The 18,144-nt window shown below is 48.2% G+C and carries 17 protein-coding genes; 12 read left to right on the top strand and 5 right to left on the bottom strand.

Features of this window, described 5'->3' with window-relative positions; all coding sequences use genetic code 11:
- Nucleotides 1-3: 3 nt before the first annotated feature.
- From HMPREF9194_RS02305 to HMPREF9194_RS02325, 5 genes are read left to right on the top strand one after another with little or no spacing between them, the layout of a single operon-like run.
- Entirely contained in the window at nt 4-1,170 is a 1,167-nt protein-coding gene (locus HMPREF9194_RS02305) for a DUF8084 family protein (RefSeq protein WP_016524756.1), read from the top strand.
- Between the two features lie 25 nt (nt 1,171-1,195).
- Nucleotides 1,196-1,828, top strand: a complete 633-nt coding sequence (locus HMPREF9194_RS02310) for a hypothetical protein (protein WP_211209550.1) — start codon at nt 1,196-1,198, stop codon at nt 1,826-1,828.
- 44 nt (nt 1,829-1,872) lie between these two features.
- Entirely contained in the window at nt 1,873-2,511 is a 639-nt protein-coding gene (trmB, locus tag HMPREF9194_RS02315) for a tRNA (guanosine(46)-N7)-methyltransferase TrmB (RefSeq protein ID WP_156828046.1), read from the top strand.
- Nucleotides 2,495-4,528, top strand: coding sequence for a helix-hairpin-helix domain-containing protein (locus HMPREF9194_RS02320; RefSeq protein WP_040846495.1), 2,034 nt, complete (start codon nt 2,495-2,497; stop codon nt 4,526-4,528). The genes trmB and HMPREF9194_RS02320 overlap by 17 nt, the downstream gene beginning before the upstream one ends.
- Nucleotides 4,476-5,159: a hypothetical protein gene (locus HMPREF9194_RS02325; RefSeq protein ID WP_016524760.1), complete on the top strand. Its 684-nt coding sequence runs from the start codon at nt 4,476-4,478 to the stop codon at nt 5,157-5,159. Before HMPREF9194_RS02320 ends, HMPREF9194_RS02325 begins: the two co-directional genes overlap by 53 nt.
- A 4-nt stretch (nt 5,160-5,163) precedes the next feature.
- Here the strand turns inward: HMPREF9194_RS02325 and HMPREF9194_RS02330 are convergent, their stop codons facing one another.
- Together HMPREF9194_RS02330 and HMPREF9194_RS12220 are read right to left on the bottom strand one after the other, a co-directional pair.
- Entirely contained in the window at nt 5,164-6,000 is an 837-nt protein-coding gene (locus HMPREF9194_RS02330) for an Rpn family recombination-promoting nuclease/putative transposase (protein ID WP_016524761.1), read from the bottom strand.
- Between the two features lie 50 nt (nt 6,001-6,050).
- Complete coding sequence (locus tag HMPREF9194_RS12220) at nt 6,051-6,332, bottom strand: hypothetical protein (RefSeq protein ID WP_156827980.1); 282 nt, start codon at nt 6,330-6,332, stop codon at nt 6,051-6,053.
- 568 nt (nt 6,333-6,900) lie between these two features.
- On the opposite strand from HMPREF9194_RS12220, the gene HMPREF9194_RS02340 reads away from it, so the two are divergent.
- The 3 genes from HMPREF9194_RS02340 (at nt 6,901) to HMPREF9194_RS02350 (ending at nt 10,419) form a co-directional block, all read left to right on the top strand.
- Nucleotides 6,901-7,611 carry a DNA-binding domain-containing protein gene (locus HMPREF9194_RS02340; protein WP_016524763.1) on the top strand — a complete coding sequence of 237 codons (711 nt, stop codon included), beginning with the start codon at nt 6,901-6,903 and terminating at the stop codon, nt 7,609-7,611.
- 264 nt (nt 7,612-7,875) lie between these two features.
- Nucleotides 7,876-9,186, top strand: coding sequence for an immunoglobulin-like domain-containing protein (locus HMPREF9194_RS12485; RefSeq protein ID WP_016524764.1), 1,311 nt, complete (start codon nt 7,876-7,878; stop codon nt 9,184-9,186).
- 69 nt (nt 9,187-9,255) lie between these two features.
- Nucleotides 9,256-10,419 carry a hypothetical protein gene (locus tag HMPREF9194_RS02350; protein ID WP_016524765.1) on the top strand — a complete coding sequence of 388 codons (1,164 nt, stop codon included), beginning with the start codon at nt 9,256-9,258 and terminating at the stop codon, nt 10,417-10,419.
- On the opposite strand, the gene HMPREF9194_RS02355 is transcribed toward HMPREF9194_RS02350, so the two are convergent.
- Genes HMPREF9194_RS02355 through recO form a run of 3 tightly spaced genes read right to left on the bottom strand, consistent with a single transcriptional unit; the run spans nt 10,416 to nt 14,425 of the window.
- Nucleotides 10,416-11,462 (bottom strand): M23 family metallopeptidase, encoded by a 1,047-nt coding sequence (locus HMPREF9194_RS02355; protein WP_016524766.1) that lies wholly within the window; start codon nt 11,460-11,462, stop codon nt 10,416-10,418. The genes HMPREF9194_RS02350 and HMPREF9194_RS02355 overlap by 4 nt on opposite strands.
- Nucleotides 11,463-11,487: 25 nt before the next feature.
- Nucleotides 11,488-13,623 carry a single-stranded-DNA-specific exonuclease RecJ gene (gene recJ, locus HMPREF9194_RS02360; protein WP_016524767.1) on the bottom strand — a complete coding sequence of 712 codons (2,136 nt, stop codon included), beginning with the start codon at nt 13,621-13,623 and terminating at the stop codon, nt 11,488-11,490.
- A gap of 34 nt (nt 13,624-13,657) precedes the next feature.
- Nucleotides 13,658-14,425 (bottom strand): DNA repair protein RecO, encoded by a 768-nt coding sequence (gene recO / locus HMPREF9194_RS11755; RefSeq protein ID WP_016524768.1) that lies wholly within the window; start codon nt 14,423-14,425, stop codon nt 13,658-13,660.
- A 300-nt stretch (nt 14,426-14,725) separates the two neighbouring features.
- On the opposite strand from recO, the gene HMPREF9194_RS02370 reads away from it, so the two are divergent.
- The 4 genes from HMPREF9194_RS02370 to HMPREF9194_RS11760 all read left to right on the top strand — a co-directional run.
- Complete coding sequence (locus HMPREF9194_RS02370; protein WP_016524770.1) at nt 14,726-15,394, top strand: response regulator transcription factor; 669 nt, start codon at nt 14,726-14,728, stop codon at nt 15,392-15,394.
- Complete coding sequence (locus tag HMPREF9194_RS02375) at nt 15,391-15,987, top strand: hypothetical protein (RefSeq protein WP_016524771.1); 597 nt, start codon at nt 15,391-15,393, stop codon at nt 15,985-15,987. Before HMPREF9194_RS02370 ends, HMPREF9194_RS02375 begins: the two co-directional genes overlap by 4 nt.
- Nucleotides 15,984-16,868, top strand: a complete 885-nt coding sequence (locus HMPREF9194_RS02380; protein ID WP_016524772.1) for a sensor histidine kinase — start codon at nt 15,984-15,986, stop codon at nt 16,866-16,868. The genes HMPREF9194_RS02375 and HMPREF9194_RS02380 overlap by 4 nt, the downstream gene beginning before the upstream one ends.
- A gap of 410 nt (nt 16,869-17,278) precedes the next feature.
- Nucleotides 17,279-18,144, top strand: an 866-nt coding sequence (locus HMPREF9194_RS11760; RefSeq protein WP_016524773.1) for a ribosomal protein L7/L12, incomplete at its 3' end; no start/stop codon positions are given.

Consider the following 18,144-nt stretch of genomic DNA (forward strand, 5'->3'; position numbering starts at 1 on the left):
ATAATGGCAAAAGTTCCTAAAAAAGTAATGTTGGATTTACCTCTTAAAATCGCGTTGAGCGAAGAAGGTGCCACTTCCTTTATCTACAACAAAAAAAAACTTTCCCGGCTGAAAATGGTCGACAACACCGAAGAAAGCGGCATTGTTTTGAATAATTTTGCGCCCTCATCTTTGCAAAAGCTGATTTTATTGGATTACGTATCGAAAATCGAACTTTCTCTGCCCGAATTTACGACATCGCGTCAGGAGATAATCGACCTTGGAAAATTGATTGTCTTTTCGATGCTGTACCGTCAGTTCAGTGCGCAAGTGCAAAAGGATCTTTTGGTAACAGACGTTATAAAAAAACACAACAGGGCTCACCCCGCGCAGTTTTTCGACAGTAAAACGACGGTTGCTCCGCACACGCTGCAATCGATTATGAAGCGGTACGCTTCACACATCAACGATATACGGCGGCTTATTCTCGACCCTTTGAATCTCGAAATCGTGCGCAACAATCGCTATTCGGACGAAGAAAAAAATACCTACCTGCTTATGATCGAAAAGTTTTTGGCAAAACTCAGTCCGTATAACTGGTACCTTATCGTTTTGTTTTCGAAAAAAAACGGCTTTCTTCAAATGCTGCAAGTCGTCAGAGATGCGCTGCGCAATTACATAGGCAAGGGCACTATTGCCGAATACATTTCGCTCATGCTGATCGAAATCGCTTCGTACTGCGAAAACATGAATATGAGCAAGGAAGCCGAAATTATGTACCGGGGATTCGGCGAAAGCAGTATAACGCTTTTTGACCCGATTGTTCGTAAAAAAATCATAGGCGAGCTGCGCCACAAAAACAAGCTCGTTTCCGCATCGTGGAAATTCGGCGGCGGTTCTTCGGCAATGGGCAAACAGGGCGTGCTCCAGATAACGGTGTACAATCAGGACGATGAATTCCAGGAAGTAAAAGAAAGCATCGAAACGTCAAAGTCCGCCGATTTAAAGAAAAAGAATTTGATAGACTTTTATAAAGAACTTCCGACCCAAAAGGGAAGGACGGATTTGGGCTTGTACTATCTTTCGTATTTGGACGACGCGTGTAAACAGGTGAATATTAAATTCGATTCTCACGTTGCGCAGTTTACCGCGAGCGAATTGACCGTCATCAATATGACGTTTAATTTTTAAGCGATTTTAAGCTATGAAGCGCTTTTTGGGATATGTTTTTATAATTGTTTGTTTTATCTTTACGGCTTGTCCTTCTCCGCAGCCGTCGTTCGACGATGTGCGCACGGCGGTTATTTACGATTATGAAAGCATGGGAAAAGCGCCGGTTATGCGCATGGCGGTTTTTGTGCGCTTACATGCGCAGTCGCAGACGAACGGAACGCTCACGCTGACTTCAGGCGGCTATACGTGGAAGATCGAAAAACCTTCGCGCGTTTTCGACGCGGATAACAACTTCGTGTGGATCGGAAGCGCGAACATCGCGTGCGCGGACGGAACCGAATTTACAAGCGGCGAATATCGGCTTTTGTACACCGATAAGGCGTCGATGAAGGCCGAAACGTCGTTCTTTGTACAAAAAATGCAGCCGGTAAAAAACGTAAAACTCGATACATACAAAACCGAACGCCTTGCCGTTTTCGATGCGGAAGGTTTTTTGCTCGGCTACAATATCGAAAAAGAGCGGATCGCGCGTTCCGAAATTGCCGAAAAATATCCGGGCGCTTTTTATACGCGCAGAATTTTGATTGCGCCGGACGGGCAGTCGCTTGCCGCATTGCCGAGCATTCCTTTAACCGAAGAAGACGGCACGGCTTTAAGTTCAGGCGGTGCGCGGTGACGGCATACGGCCCGATACGTTCTTTCGTTTTGCGTGCGGGGCGCATGACCGAAGCTCAGCAGCGCGACTACGAAACCCTATCGTCCAAGTGGTGCGTTCCCTTTGCGCACGAGCACATCAATTACAGCGATCTGTTCGGTAACACGAACAATGTCGTTATAGAAATAGGTTTCGGCATGGGAACGGCAACCGCCCTCATCGCCGAACAAAATCCCGAAACCGATTACATCGGCATTGAAGTACACCGCCCCGGCGTCGGAAAACTCTTGGGCGAAATACGGCGAAAAAATCTTTCCAATCTTTTTATCATCGAACACGATGCGGTCGAAGTTCTCGAAGAAATGATTCCCGACAATTCGGTAAGCGGCTTTCATCTTTTTTTCCCCGATCCGTGGCCCAAAAAAAAGCACCACAAGCGGCGTCTAATAAAACGCCCCTTTACGGATATGCTGTGTACAAAACTGAGCCGTTCGGGGTATATTTATATGGTAACCGATTGGGAGCCGTATGCGTGCTTTGCGATGGAAGAATTGAACGAGGTCGAAGGGCTTTGCAACAAGTACGGCGGTTTTGCCGAAGCGCAAAGTTGGCGCCCGCAAACGAAATTCGAAACGAAAGGGAAAAACGCCGGCCGCGAAATTTTCGAACTGGTGTATGAAAAAAAAGATGGAAGCGGAACTTAAAATAAGCGAACTTGCAAATCGTATTTTGCGCTATCAAAAGTCGTATTATACCGGCGAAGGCGAAATCTCCGACGCCGAGTTCGATGCGCTGTGGGATGAACTGAAAGCGCTGGATCCGGAAAACCCCGTGCTTAAAAAAATCGGTTCGGATTTGCAGGACGCGCCGGATGCGGCGGGTTTAACCTACGAAAAAGTGCGCCATCTTATTCCGATGGGAAGCCAGGAAAAAGCCGCGAATCCCGAAGAGTTTGAACAATGGGCCGCAAAACAAAGCTTTGACGAATTCGTCGTCGAATACAAGCTGGACGGCGCGAGCCTCGAACTGCAATACGACAAGGGCGTTTTTGTGCGCGGCGTTACGCGCGGCGACGGCATAATCGGCGACGACATAAGCCGCAATGTGCGCAAAATGAAAGGCTTTGTGCCGCGCCTCTCGGCTGCGCTGACCGGCGGCGTGCGCGGAGAAGTTATTATGAGCCGCGCAATTCACAAACAATTTTATGCCGACAAGGCGAACTGCAGGAACGCCGCCAACGGCTTAATGAAGCGCAAAGACGGAACGGGAAGCGAGCATTTGCAAATCATCTGCTACGATGCGCGCTTTGAGCCGCTCGGAAGCGATGCGCGTTCCGGCGAAGGCTCTCCTTTTGCCAACGAAACGGGAAAGGTGGAATGGCTCGCAGCCCAAGGCTTTGACGTCGTTCCCGTTCACCTGTGCCGCGGAAGCGGTCAAGTTATCGATTACCGCGCAAAGGTTATGGACTTGCGCCCCGGCTTGCCCTACGACATAGACGGCTTGGTCGTAAAGGGACAAACGATAGATCTGCGCGACAGCGAGCGCGAGCGCCCGGAAAAACAAATCGCGTTTAAATTCAGTTTGGAAGAAGCGGTCAGCACCGTACGCTCCGTTATTTGGAGTGAATCGGGCGCAACTTACACGCCCATCGCCGAATTCGATACGGTAGACCTTGCCGGCACAAAGGTAAAGCGCGCGAGCCTCGTCAACCCGAATACCGTCCATTCGCTCGGCGTACACATCGGAAGCCGCGTTGTCGTTACCAAACGCGGCGAAATAATTCCCAAAATAGAGCGCGTTATAGAAGACGAGGCCGAAGGTAAAGATCGCGCCCTTGAGAGCGGCGGCGATTCTGAAAATACCCGCACTCCTCAAAGCGGCGACACTGCAAAAAATGCGGAAAAAATTCCGGTCGCCTTCCCGACGCATTGTTCCGTATGCGGTTCGCCTCTGTGCGACGAAGGAACAAGGCTGTATTGCCCGAACGTCGCGTGTCCCAAGCGCATCCATCACCGCATCGAAAAATGGGTGGCCGTCCTCGACATACGCGACTTCGGCATAACCCTCATCAGGCGCTTATATGAAACAAAACGCCTCGCCTCCGTTTCAGACATCTATACGCTCACCGAAGACGAACTTGCCGAACTCGACGGCTTGGGCAAAAAAAGCGCCGCAAAAATCGTCGCTTCGATTCATTCCGGAACGACCGTTCCGCTTGCGCGTTTTATTGCGGGATTCGACATCGAAGGCATCGGCGAAACGCTTGCCGAAAAACTGGTTGAAGCGGGCTTTAACACGCTCGATAAACTTTTAAACGCGCGCGAAGAAGATATCGCGTCGGTCTACGGCTTCGGCGATATCAGCGCCCGCGTGCTTGTGCAGGGCCTTGCCGAATGCCGCAGCGAAATGCTGCACTTAACCGAAAACGGCATTATCACGATCGAAAAACCTCTTTCGAAGGACAAAGCCTTTTTAGCCGGTAAAAGCTTTTGCTTTACCGGAGAATTGACGACAATGAAGCGCAGCGATGCCGAAAAACTCGTTAAGGCTTCAGGCGGCGAAGTAAAATCGGCCGTCGTAAAGGGACTTTCGTATTTGGTTACCAACGATCCTTTTTCGGGCTCGTCGAAAAACAAAAAAGCCGCCGAACAGGGAACGCCGATTATCGATGAAAAAGCGTTTTTGGCTTTATTGGAAAACGGGGCACCAACGGAACTATGAAAACGGAACTATGAAGCCGGCAAAAAAAACGGAATTATACATAAAAATCTTTTCGCTTGCGGTTTTTGCCGTTTTATTGATTGCCGCAGCGGAGGACTTTTACCGATTCCGCGTATGCTTCGACGCCGGCAAACGCATCCCGTCTTTTTCCGACGCGGTACCCGTGCGCTTTTTGCTCTACGGTTCAAGCGGCGACACGGTGAGCGCGGCCTTTTACCTCTTCGATTCGGCGCATAAAGAACTGGCCGCCGTAGAGCGCTCGTGGAAGGGCGATTCTTTGGTCGTCGAGTTTGCCGGCGCTCAGTTCGGCGGAAAAACGGTGTATTTTCCGCTGTGCATTTACGCTTCCGGCTCCGGCGTTCCTCCGCATAAATCCTACCGCAGCGGAACGCCTTTAAGCCGCTATTATATGCGCCGTCAAACATGTCTTTTGTATAATTATACGGGATACGAAAAAGATTTTTACCGGCTTGCGCGCTATGCGCTTCGTCCCTTCTTCGGCTTGAGCCAACGGCTTTCCGGCGCTCCGCACAGCAAACACGTGTACCTCAGCTTAAGCGCGTGTACACCCGGAAAAATGTACGTAATCAAAACCGATTCGCAGGGCGGTTTGGAAGTCCGCGCGGAATAGGTGATTACAGGTTGTTTATTTCGGCAATGCTTAGGCCCGTAATTTTATGGATATCGGCAATCGGGTACTGCATGCTTTTCATCGTTTGAGCCGTTTCGAGCGCTTTTTGGTAGGCGCCCTTGGCAAGGCCGTCACGTCTGCCTTTTTCAAAGCCGATTTTCTCGCCTATAAGGGAACCCTGTCTGAGTAAATCATCTTTATGAATATTTAATGACATATACAAGCTCCTGAACCTTTCGTTGTTTTTAGTCGTTTCAACAAGTCCATCAATGGTCTGCGTAAAATGACTTGTTGCCTGTTTTTCGCACAGATATTGTAATAGCGCATGCAATTCATCGTCTTTTTCTTTGCCGTATGCGCTTGCATTATAAAACACTTTTGTCGTTTTGTCTGTAAGAAAAAGAGTATTATCTTCTCTGCACGTGTTTTCAAAAGTATATACGGGAAGTCCTTTGCCGAACGGATCCTGTGTACAAATAAAGATAACATAGCTCTCTTTGAGTTCCGCATAACTTTGACCGCGCAGTAAACAATCTACGTCCATGAGGCTTTGATAGTACCGTGTGCGCTTTGGAAGGTCGGGATGGGCGGACGCCTGTATTTCGATATCGAAAACACGGGAAGGTTCAGCGACATAAACGTCGAGGCGAATGCCTTTGCTTTCGTAAAATGGGGCAATCGTTTTTTGCAAAGACGGGTATTCTATTTTGCCGACTTTGATATGCAGTAAGCGTTCAAGCACACCTTTGCAAATAGGTTTGTTTTTCATAATCGTGCCGAACATAAAATCATCGGTAAAGGTCAGTTCGTCTACGCTTTTATGACGGAGAAGAAAATCCATACGTGCCTCCTTGAAACATAGGTTTTGAGCGGATAACCGCTCACCTATTATTATAGGCGCAGACAATACAAAACGTAGTTGATAAACCCCGTAAACCGTGCTACACTTTTAACATGGAACAATGCCGCAGCGCACACAGTATTCCGCTCCACGACCATGCCTCTTTTGCGCAGCAACATGTAACACAAATCGCACAAAATACCGCCCGGATGGTTGACAAAGCTGCCGAACGGTGCATAATCGTTCGTTCGTTCGTTCGTTCGTTCGTTCGTTCGTTCGTTCGTTCGTTCGTTCGTTCGTTCGTTCGTTCGTGTAGTGTAAACTATACCCAAAACACAAAATCCGTAAAACAATTAAATGATAGCGGCTGCACGAACCCGCTGCAAAAAAAGGCTGCCTCGAAGCATTCGCTGGCGGATGCCGCGCTTCGCTTGTGCAGAATTTTTTTCGCAGCGGAACTTCGAAAGAATTGTACGTCCCTGTACAATTCTTTCATCGCCTTTTGCGCTCCGTGCAAAGGGCGCATACGAAAACCATTCCCGGCGTCCCTGCCGGAACATACAATTTTCTCACAGTACACCATACGCACAAAAGACATATCGTCTTTCGTGCGCTTTTTTATTTTATCGCAAAAGGAGGTAAACAGAACACAAAAACACAGGTAAACCGTTTGCGTAGCATTGTTCTTCTTCGGGTTTGAAAATCGGGGTTCAGCCACAAATAATTTGGAAGAATTATCATGGCTGAAAGATAAAAACCGCCCGCATTCTATTCTGCACTGTTTTATGTACGAACGAAAGTTGCTTGTTCTCAGTGTGGGAAGAGAGTAGGAGGGCTTGGGAGGAAGAGAGAAACCTTGCTCTGAACAAGGTGTCTCTCTTCCTCCCAAAGGAGAATACCATGTTAAAGTACGCTCTTCGTGAAAACTTACTGACGGCTGCGCCGGACGACTTTATGGCGCAGGTGCAGGACGTGCGCTCGTACACGCTTGACGAGATTATCGACGCTATGATGCAAAAGGGTTCCACGCTCACACGTGCCGACGTTTCGGCGGTGCTGCAAATCTACGGCGAAGTGTGCGCTTCAATCATTGCCGACGGCTCTGCCTTAAACACGCCGCTCATGAACACCGCTTTGAGCATTTCCGGCGTGTTCAACGGGGCAAACGACGCCTTCGATAAAAAGCGGCACGCGGTCAATTTGAACATGACGGCAGGCACCCTGTTGCGCAGCGCGCTGTCCAAAATCAAGTGCGAAAAGATCGGAACTGCAAGCACCGACCCGTACATCAGCGAAGTAAAAGACGTGGTATCGGAGACGGTAAATACGATACTGACCAGGGGCGCGGTGGTACAGATTACCGGAAGCCGCCTCAAGTTCGACCAAAAGGACTCGGTACAGGGCATCTTCTTTGTACCCGAAACGGGAGCGCCTGTGCGGGCAGCGGTCATCGCCGAAAACAAGCCTGCCCGCTTAATAGCTATCATCCCCGCCGATTTGGAAGCGGGAACGTACTACATTGAAGTGCGGACGAAGCATTCTGGCGGAGGCAAGGCGCTTAAAGTCGTAAAGACGGGACGATTTGCGAAACCGCTTACGGTAACGTTGTAAGGTGCGGACGCATAGCCCCATAAACGCTGGGTGCGTAAGTCCGTAAGGCATGGGCGCATAAGCCCATAAACTGCGGGTATATAAGTCCATGAACTATGGGTGCATAGCCCCGTGCCGGAACAATAGCTGTAAGTCGGGATTCTTAAGGGCATCAGCCCTTAAGCGTTATTTGGAAGAAGGGATGGGTTTTAGGGAAGGGAAGAAACTTTTAGTCGCAAAAGTGTCTTCCCTTCCCTAAATAAACAACTTTTTGAGGAGGTCTATATGACAAACCTACACAAGAAGGGAAGAGCGACGCTCATCACAGCTGCACTTTTGATTTTGGCACTGCTGTTTACCGGCTGTCCGAATAACGCGGGCGGAGGGGGCGGAACAACGATTCCGACACTAAATCCCGATGAACAATGGGTTAACGACGCCATAGGTAAAGCGAATGCCGCTCCTACCCTTATTATCGGTACGGGCAAAAAGATTACGCTTTCCGGTGATGATATAAAATGGACATCGAATAAACCCGGCATAATAAATGTTTCCGATGCGGTATCGGGCGAATATGAGGTTACGCCGCCTGAAGGAGAAGCTGAAGTAATTTTAACGGCAAAGGCGGTAAAAGGTGTTTTTTCAAAAGAAAAACCTTTTACCATTATTGTGCATAAAGTAGCATCTCCTACGCTGACTGCCGCCGATCTTATAAAGAGTATCAATGTACCCGCTGAAACGGAAACAGATTTAACCCTGCCTGCTGCCGTTGATGGGACTCCGGGCGCGACCGTAACCTGGGTTTCGGATAAACCTGCCGTCATAGGAAACGACGGCAAAATAAAGCCCGGTGCGTACAACTTGCGCGATATACCGGTCAAACTTACGGCAACACTTATGTATAACGGCACGCCTGCAACCAGAGATTTTACCGTTACCCTTAAGCGCATTACAAAGATAGAGAAAACGGAAACATACGGTACGGATACGGTCAACAATACATGGACTTTTACCGACAGCGAAATAGTCTGTACAAGCATTCGAACTTCCGGCTCTGAAGAAAATACGTTCGGCTATAAATTCCTGTATACGGATATTAATACCGAAGCCAAAACCTTTAAAGCACAAAGGATAGAGCAGATGATTAAAGGAACACGGTATGAATTCGGCAGTGCTGCGCACAAAGCCGCTTGTATGAGGTCCGGCTTCACTGAAGATGGTTATACATTTTATATTAATACGTTTCAAGCACCTCGAAATTACGTATACGAAATTCTCTGTAATGAACAAAATAAACCGAAATCCTTTCAACTGGGGCCGGCGTATGACGGTACAAAAGAATGGTTTAAGCAAAACGGCCAGTACACTGATGGCGCAGGGATAGGCTGTATGTTATGGGGAAGCGCACCTACTGATTTTAAATACAATGGCGAAAACTATAGCGGAGCACTAAACGCGGGAGTCACCGTTTTTACCGGTCAAAAAGGCAGTGAAACGATTACCGTCGACATTACCGACAATCACGACGGTACTCTTACGATAACAGTCGACAGCAATACTTATACACTTACTTTTACTGCTTGGCCATTTCAATAGGCAGATACGGGGTCTATATGGGAACGGAGTGTTCCGTTCCCAACCGTTATACACAAGGAGGAATTACAGATGAAAAAAATATTTAATCCCGCATCGCTCGCAACAGCCGCACTGATTATATTTACCGCAGTCTTTATGCTGACCGGCTGCCCTAACGCTTTCGGCGGAGGCGATTCTGCCGAAAACATTATCATTAAGTACGATGCGGAACGGATTTCCGTATATATGCGGGGTGCTAATAATACATGGGATGTGATCCCGCCGAATACAAAAGTTTATGCGGGGCGACAGCTTTCATTCAATATCAAAAATCTTCCTGCCGGCCAGCAGGTTGACAAGTGGAAAGTAAACGGCAAAGAAATTCAAGGCAACGGATATAGGATAAATATTGCCGACGCTGTTGACGAAGGGACTCAAAAAGTTATTACCGTAACGTATACCACTAAAACTGCCGCACCTGTTATAGTAAAATTCGATGAAAATGCCATCACGGTGTGGGGCAACGGACAGCAAATACAAATGGGAGATACCGTGTACGAAGGCGGGCAGCTTTCGTTCAGAGCCCGAAACCTTCCTGCCGGCCAGCAGGTTGACAAGTGGAAAGTAAACGGCAAAGAAATTCAAGGCAACGGATATAGGATAAATATTGCCGATGCCGTTGACGAAGGCAGTCAAAAAGTTATTACCGTAACATATACGACTAAAGCCGCCGAGGCTGTTGTTGTTAAATTCGATGCAAATACTATCACGGTGTGGGGCAACGAACAGCAAATACAAATGGGAGATACCGTATATGAAGGATGGCAGCTTTCATTCAATATCAAAAATCTTCCGGCCGGACAGCAGGTTGGCAAGTGGAAAGTAAACGGCAAAGAAATTCAAGGCAACGGATATAGGATAAATGTTGCCGATGCCGTTGACGAAGGCAGTCAAAAAGTTATTACCGTAACGTATACGACTAAAGCCGCCGAGGCTGTTGTTGTCAAATTCGATGAAACGCATATTAATGTAGGACTTAACGGAACATTTATACCGACGGGGCATACCGTGTACGAAGGCGGGCAGCTTTCGTTCAGAGTCCGGAACCTTCCTGCCGGCCAGCAGGTTGACAAGTGGAGGGTGAACACAAAGGAATTCAAAAGCAGGTTCTATACGATAAATGTTGCCGACGCCGTTGACGAAGGTACTCAAAAAGTTATTACCGTAACGTATACGCTTAAAGCCGACGGTTAATTCGGAAAATACTGTACAAAAAGGTCGGGGTTTACGGCTTGGCCGAGCAGGCGTACTTCCCAGTGCAAGTGGGGGCCGGTTGCCAAGCCCGTTGCGCCCGAAAGTCCTATTTGTTCGCCGCGTTTTACCGTGTCGCCTTCTTTTACGCTGTATGAACTCAAATGGTAGTACAGGCTGTACATGCCCGGAAGGTGTTCTATAACAACCGAATAGCCCGTGCTTATGCGGTTTTCGGCCAAAACGACTTTGCCGTCGCCGCATGAAAAGACGGGCGTGCCTTCCGGGACGCCGAAGTCTATGCCGTAATGCAGACTGGTTGCCGACTTGCCGTTTGAATACGCGTATACTCTGCGGTCGGCAAAAAAAGCCGTGCGTCGCGTTTGAGTTACCGGCAAGCCGAATTGTCCGGAATGATACACGGCCGAATAGTTTACCGTCCCGAGAATGTCGTTCAAGCGTTTGATTTGTGCTTGGCGCTTTTCGTCGGCGGTGTTGGTCCGAATGGCCGTATTCTTTGCGTCAAGGTGCACGGTTTCGCTCACGAAGTCTTTTTTTTGCATTGCAACCGGAAGCGACAGCGCTTCTTCTTTTTTGTTGCGCAGGCGGTAGGTAAGCTTTATGTGAAAATCCCCCGGCTCGTACCACGATGAAAGGGGAATAAGCGCAATATACAGTCTTCCCCGGTCGGCGGGAGGAACTTCGTACAGTTCGGCGCTTGCGAGTACCTTTTCGTTTGTGTCGACAAACAGCAATGCCTGTGCTTTTTCCAAAATACCGTCTTCAAGAGCCAAACGGATGAACACCGCATCTCCGGGAAAAACCTTGTCCGTATAGGTTATGTGCGGTTTTTTGTTGCCGTCGGGGAACACGTTTTGCATCGGCGGCAGGGCGCTTTCACGTGCAGCTTCCGGCACGGCTGTGTTTTCGCTTGCTTCACCGGTTTGTGCGGTCCCCTGCGCGGCTATGCACATCAGCGCTAAAGCGAGCGCGGCACAAAGGGCGCGCATACAAAAAAATCTTCGTGTGAGTGCAGTTGTTTTCATTCTAACTCCGTAACGTTGCGTTTTATTAATCGGCGCTTTTTTTGCAGTCTTTTAATATTATCTGCGCTTTTTCCATACCGTTGAATATATTGCGTTCGACTTGGAAGGCGATGTCCAAGCGGTCGCCCGTATCGAAGTCGCGCTTTAAACGTTCCGACTGTTCCCAAAAAAACGCGGGCCATTTGTTTTTTCCGCAGTCGAAGGTGAGCTTTAAATGCGCTTTTTCTTTTTTCCCCGTAATGATGTCGGCCGCGAGTATTTTGAGTTTTTGAGCGCTGAACAAAAGGGGAGGGTTTGCTTCGCCGTAGGGTTCGAAGCGGTCGACAAGCTGCAAGAGGTCGCTCGTCATGTATTCTTTCGGAAGCTCGGCGTCGATGCACAGCGTTTCGTGTTCCGCGGCCTTTTTATCCAATTCCATAAAAGCGCTGAGTTTTTCGAGCCGGTCGGCAAGTTTGTCGAAGTCGGCGCTCATAAAGCTGAAGCCGCCTGCAAAGGCGTGCCCGCCGTAGTTTGAAAGCAAATCGGCGCACGAGTTTAAAAGCGGTGTAATGTCGTAGCCTAAAGCCGAACGCACCGAGCCGACAGCCCGCCCGTCGTCGAAAAAAGTGATGACGACGGCGGGAACTTGAAACGCCGAAGCAAGCCGGCCGGCGACGATACCCGTAACGCCGCGGAAAATCCGTTTGTCCGCCGCAAGCGCAAGGTTGCCGCCGAAACGTTCAAGGCTTTCCCGCGCGGCTTTGAGCGCAATACCGAGCGCATCTTCGGTTAATTCTTTGCGCTTTTCGTTGAGCGAAAAAAGCTCTTCGGCAAGGGCGGCTCTTTTCCGATCATCTTTTTCGATAAACAGTTCGGCGGCGACTTCGGCCTTGCCGAGCCGGCCCGCCGCGTTTAAAAGCGGAACGACCTTCCACGATAAATCGGTGCTGCTTATTTTGCCGCCCTGCAGGTTCAGTCTCGTAATCACTTCCGAAAGTCCCTGCCGCGCTTTTCCCGTATTCAGCGAGGCGAGCCCCTGTCTGACTAAAATACGGTTTTCGTTGCGCAGGGGCATAATGTCGGCTATGGCCGCAAGGGCGACCAGCTGCAACTCCGCGTCTTCGGCCGATTGCGCGACCGGGTTTTTGCGTTCGGCGTATGTTACAAACAGATTAAAAAACACGTCGAGCTCGGTGTTCGCCTTATCGTTGTAGCGCGCGATTTTCGAATGCGTTTGCAAACGCAAAAGGCTCATGTTTGCAAGCTGCTCGTTTATGCGCGCGATTTCGGCCCGGATGTCGAGCATGTTGAATTCGACGCCGTTTCCGAACGTCTTTGCCAAAAGCTTTTTTTGCAGCGGCGCGTCCCAGCAAAAAATCTGCTGACCGCGCAAAAAATCGACGAGGCGCGTTTCGTTTATCGACAGCATGAGCGGAACCACCGTTTCGGCAATGCGCTCTTTTTCGTGCAGGTTCACCGTTTTTACCGCTTCGATAAGATAGGCGTCGTTCAGCGGGCGCACGTTCAGCAGGCAGATTTCCTGCTTATACAATTCCGATTCGGCAAAGCGCAGGGCTTTAATCAATTTGTATACGACCGCGCAGCCCGAAATTTCTTTGAACGGGTAGGCCGTATTCGGCATTTTGGGATTGATGATAACGGCGTTTTCGGGCGGCGTTTCCGGTACGGTGTGATGATCGACAACGATTACGTCGATGCCCAATTCGCCCGCCCGCGCGATTTCTTCATTGTTTGAAATTCCGCAGTCGACCGTTATGATAAGGCTTCCGTATTGACGCGCGAATTCTTCGACGCTTTCCATGTTCAGTCCGTAATCGTCGTTGCCGCGCGGCAGCCGCCACGAAACGTCCATGCCCAGTTTCGAAAGGTATTCGTATAAAATCGTCGTACTCGTTATGCCGTCGACGTCCCTGTCGCCGAAAATCAGTACTTTTTCGCCTTCGTCCCGCGCCTGCAAAATGCGGTCGACGGCGTCTTCCATGGCTTCAAACAAAAAGGGATTGTGCAGATAGCGCTTGTCGTCTTCCAAATAAAAGAGGATGTCGCCGCCTTCGGTTATTCCCCGGCGGGCAAGAATCGACGCGGTAAGGGCGTCGCAGCCGTATTGATCGTGCAGCGCTTTTACGGTTTCTTTTGCAATATCTTTTTTAAGCCATTCCATGTGCGAATCATACCTCTGTTCTGTACATAATTCTTTATAAAATACCTTTGCCGGCGTCGAGCGTTTTCAGTTTTGTTTCGGCGGCTTTTTGTACAAAAAAATACAAAAAATCTTTAAGCTGTTTTATGCTTTCCGAATGCAGGCGGACCGCGCGCGCTTCTTTCGGCGTTTTTGCATGCACTGCTTGTAAAAATTCCACGCAAGCCGTATTCAGCGGAAAAAGCGATTGCCGATAATTTTGCTCATGCGCTTTGTCCTGCGGCAAGCAGTCCGCACATATAAAGGCGTTTTCGTAGGCCGAATACCACGAGGGCGTATTCGAGCCGCAATACCGGCACGTGCATAAATTGTCCTGCACGCCCATAAGGCCGATGTAGCGCCACAAAAAGCGCAAGAGACCCGTGCGCGCTTCTTCTTCGCTGCACAGGTGCAGGCCGTCCAAAAAACCGTTTGCAAGAATCCATACCGAACTTGTGTCGGCGGCTCCCTGCGTTTTTAAAATCAATTCGGCGCATAGGGCGGCGGCGCATGCTTTGTATATGTTGTCGCGAATGCCGGAACGGTAATGCTCCGGATTAAAATCCGTAATCTTTACCGAATGTTTAACCGCGTCCGAATAGAGCCACATTTTTCCGCTGTGATACGGCGACACGAGCGACTTGAGCCGCCCCTTTCTTCCGCCGTACACGACGGCACTGAAAATACCTTTGTCGGGGCTGAGTACCGATGCAAGCCTGTTGTTTTCTCCCGCCGCCGGTTTTACCGAAAGCACGAGCGCATCGACAGTCGAATTGCGGTTCATACCGCGAGTATATCATAAAACAAAAAAGTTTGCACGCGGCGGATGGCAGGGATTCGGTATAAAGGAACATCAAAAATCGGCAAAAAAAAATTGCTTCGGATGAGTACGCGTGAAAAAGCAACTATAAACGAAGGAAGAATTTCCGAGCCGAGCTCTGCTTGTAAAAGTGATAAACATCAATTACAATAAAGCCAACGGTGTTTTGAAAGGAATGAACATGTTGATAGCCGAATATGATTACGATACCGATATTGCGGTACAGAGGGAAGAAGAGCGTGAAACCGCCTTTACGGAAGTGGAATGGTTAAAAATATAATTCTGTGCGATGACCACGTTCTGTTGAGAAACGGAATAAAAAACTGGATAGAAACTCATTCAAAATACAAAGTTACGCATGAAGCGGGAACGTGGGCGGAATGCGAAAAAATTATCGAAGCGTTTCGTGCGTCCGACTGTCGCTCGTCCGGCTCTCCGAACAACCATATCGCCGTCGTGGATATTTCGTTCAAAGCCGAATATACGACAGCGGCCCACGAAGAAAATTGCGGTTTTGAAATAATCCGCCGTTTTACCGCACTCGGCGTTCCGTGCATCGCGTATTCAAGTCATGATTCGGGAGGATTCGTAGAACACGCCGTAAGTTCCGCCGTCGGGGCAAAAGGCTTTGTTTCAAAAAATGCGGATGAAGAAATTTTGCTTGCGGCGATTTGTGCGGTGTCTGACGGAAAAACATACATTCAGGCGGAACTGGTAACAGGTCTTTTGGAAGTAAACCACATAACGCGGACTTTTACCAAAAAAGAAAAACTCCTCTCGGATGCGCTGACAATCCATAACACAAACGCCGAAGTTGCCGCCGCTCTCGGCATCACGGAAAAAACCGTTGTAAATTATCTTACAATTTTGTATGACAAAGCGGGAGTAAAAAGCAAACTTGAATTCTTGGAAAAGATGGGGAGGTTAAATTGAACGTCCGAGTGAAAGCATTTTATAAAACGGTACTCCTTTGCTTGGCCGCACTCGCTTTGAACATTGTAACTTTCTTAGTCGTCACGTATTTGCGGCTTCCCGTTTTTATGGACACGATTTTTACGGTCGCTCTCGTTTTTTATGCGGGACTCGTGCCGGCTTTGATTGTCGCAGCGCTCTATAATCCGATTATGACGATTTTGCTTTGTGTAATTAACGGAACGGAAATCTTTTACTTTGATTCTTTGTATGCGATCTGCGGAATCCTGATTGTCATTTCGACTTGGATTTTCAGCCGCAACAAAAAAGAATTCTTTTTCAGTCATACCGTTACGGTTTTATACCTTTTGATTATCGCATTCGTTTCCGCTTTTTTAACCTGTTTTTCCGCAAGCGCGCTGAACACATTTATTCGTCCGCTTTTCGGAAACTTATCGCGGTTTTCCGCAATCGACGATTTTTACATCGCTTTTCAAAATTTAAAATTCGGGACATTCCTTTCATATCTTTTGCCGCGTATTCCGATCATCGTGCTGGACAGGCTGATTTCCACTTTTTTAGGCTACGGAATATACCGGGTAATTAAACTATGAACGAGCAGCAATTACAGGATTTACTTTCCGCATTAAGCCTCTACACATCGTTTTTTTTCCTTTTGATCGTACTCTGTTTTGCATCTTTTGTCGCGGTTCTTTTTAGTCTGATCCACAATATAAAAAACCGCAAAAATTTACAGGGAAACCGGGAGTTTGTTTCGGAAATCATTCAGACGCAGGAAGCGGAGCGAAACCGTATAAGCCGGGAACTTCACGATACGGTAAGTCAGAATATAAAGACGCTTCTTCTAAAAGAAAAAGAACTTTCGGCGGTTTTGAGCGATTATAATTTTAAAAGCGATGAAATACAATTCAAAATCGAAAAAATCATCAGTCTCGAAAAACAAAATCAAAAGCAACTCAGAACAATCATTCAAAACTTTGCAGTGCCGGCTGTCGGCACTATTCCTTTTAAAACCGTCATAAACGATTTGTGCGAACAGTTCAAAGAGCAAAGCGGAATGGACTGCTCGTTTTTCGTTTCTCCCGAAGTTGCGCTTGACGATTTTTCAAAAGAGCAAAAGCATCACATTTTGCGGATAATTCCGGAAGCCCTGAACAACGCACAAACGCACGCAAAAGCAAGCGAGACAAGCATTGTCATAAGAAAAGTAAGCCGCAGTGAAAACCGCCGTTCCGAGCCGGTTCCGGAGCAAAACTTGCAGACCGGCGAAGATTTTATGTGCATAATGATTTTTGACGACGGGCAGGGTTTTGCCGGCACGGCACAAATTGAAAGCGGGCTATATTCGCAAAACCACTTCGGCATGAGCGGAATGGAAATGCGTGCAAAACTTTTGGGCGGTTCTCTTGTTGTGCAAAGCAATGCGGAAGCCGGAACGGAAGTGCGACTGGAAATTCCGGTAAAAAGCGTATAGTTTCAATCCGATTCAGTCATAATCCCGAAGTTTTGACTTTCCCATTTGTCCCGATTTTTTCGGGAGCAAACTCCCTATTATGTAAGCAAAAACAAGTGTAAAATTATTCCGAACAAAAGGGTGTATCACGCCGATTCACAATTTTGTAAAAGCGATAAAAAAAAACAAGTCATATAAACCGACGAGGAGGTAGGATAAAAAGCGCCGTCTGAAATATCGTCGTCGCTTTTTATCTCGAGTTTGTGCGGATGTTTGCGAAAGCTATGTACACATATCGTTTTTATGAAAATCGAATGAATACGATACAGTGTATTTTCGCAAACTCGAGTATTGAACGTGTGCGCTCTCGCGCACCGCTAAAAACTTTTTCGGAAGTTGCAACTTCCTGCAAAAGTTTTTATGGGAGGAATATGAAAACCTGTTTAAGGAAAATCGGAATACGTGCGGCGGCGATTTTGTTTGCCGCATTATGTATGATCGGATGCAAGGAAGTAAGCAGAAGCGACCCTGTTCCTGAAACTTTCACCGTAGAAATGAAAGCCGGAGAACACGGAACGGTGAGTGCAAATCCTGCAAGCGGCAAAGTTGTAAAAGACACGGAGATTACCTTTACCGCAGTACCGGAAAGCGGTTACAGAGTTGAAAAGTGGACTGTAACACCGGAGTCTGCGCTGATCGCGGAAGGAAAGGCCGGCAACACCCTTGCAAAAGTCAAAATCACCGCAAACACAAAGGTGAACGTAAACTTTACAAATGACTTATACACGGTAACTTTGGAAAACATCGAGCCTACAAAGAAAGAGGCTGTTATAAAAGCGGTAAGCGAAATTACCGGCAGTACTCTTGAAGAAGCAAAAACGCTTGTAGAAAGCGCACCGAAAGTGCTTAAAGAAAACATAACCGAGGCGGAAGCGGATGAAATAATTACTAAAATTGCCGAAGCAGGCGGTATGGCATCAAGACCCGAGAGATACACCGTAGCGCTAACACCCGGAGAACACGGAACAGTGACTGCAAATCCCGTAATTCCTGCAAGCGGCAAAGTTGACAAAGACACGGAGATCACCTTTACCGCGGTTTCCGAGTCGGGCTACAAAGTCGACATGTGGACAATTACCCCCGCTTCCGCACTGCAAGAAGGCGGCACAGCCGGAAGTCCGACTGCAAAAGTAAAGATAACTGCGGCAACAACGGTAAACGTGAGCTTTACCAAAGAGGGATACGCAGTAACATTTGATGCAAAAGGCGGAACTCCCGTACCTGCGGCACAAACCGT

The organism is Treponema maltophilum ATCC 51939 (assembly GCF_000413055.1).
Taxonomy (GTDB): domain Bacteria; phylum Spirochaetota; class Spirochaetia; order Treponematales; family Treponemataceae; genus Treponema_C; species Treponema_C maltophilum.

Excerpts from the sequence above, each read along its gene's own strand:
- HMPREF9194_RS02370 (WP_016524770.1), top strand. The coding sequence starts at position 14,726 with ATGGTTAAAAATATAATTCTGTGCGATGACCACGTTCTGTTGAGAAAC.
- recO (WP_016524768.1), bottom strand. The coding sequence starts at position 14,425 with ATGAACCGCAATTCGACTGTCGATGCGCTCGTGCTTTCGGTAAAACCG.
- HMPREF9194_RS02355 (WP_016524766.1), bottom strand. The coding sequence starts at position 11,462 with ATGAAAACAACTGCACTCACACGAAGATTTTTTTGTATGCGCGCCCTT.
- HMPREF9194_RS02350 (WP_016524765.1), top strand. The coding sequence starts at position 9,256 with ATGAAAAAAATATTTAATCCCGCATCGCTCGCAACAGCCGCACTGATT.
- HMPREF9194_RS02325 (WP_016524760.1), top strand. The coding sequence starts at position 4,476 with ATGAAAAAGCGTTTTTGGCTTTATTGGAAAACGGGGCACCAACGGAAC.
- trmB (WP_156828046.1), top strand. The coding sequence starts at position 1,873 with ATGACCGAAGCTCAGCAGCGCGACTACGAAACCCTATCGTCCAAGTGG.
- recJ (WP_016524767.1), bottom strand. The coding sequence starts at position 13,623 with ATGGAATGGCTTAAAAAAGATATTGCAAAAGAAACCGTAAAAGCGCTG.
- HMPREF9194_RS02340 (WP_016524763.1), top strand. The coding sequence starts at position 6,901 with ATGTTAAAGTACGCTCTTCGTGAAAACTTACTGACGGCTGCGCCGGAC.
- HMPREF9194_RS12485 (WP_016524764.1), top strand. The coding sequence starts at position 7,876 with ATGACAAACCTACACAAGAAGGGAAGAGCGACGCTCATCACAGCTGCA.
- HMPREF9194_RS02330 (WP_016524761.1), bottom strand. The coding sequence starts at position 6,000 with ATGGATTTTCTTCTCCGTCATAAAAGCGTAGACGAACTGACCTTTACC.
- HMPREF9194_RS02380 (WP_016524772.1), top strand. The coding sequence starts at position 15,984 with ATGAACGAGCAGCAATTACAGGATTTACTTTCCGCATTAAGCCTCTAC.
- HMPREF9194_RS02305 (WP_016524756.1), top strand. The coding sequence starts at position 4 with ATGGCAAAAGTTCCTAAAAAAGTAATGTTGGATTTACCTCTTAAAATC.
- HMPREF9194_RS02320 (WP_040846495.1), top strand. The coding sequence starts at position 2,495 with ATGGAAGCGGAACTTAAAATAAGCGAACTTGCAAATCGTATTTTGCGC.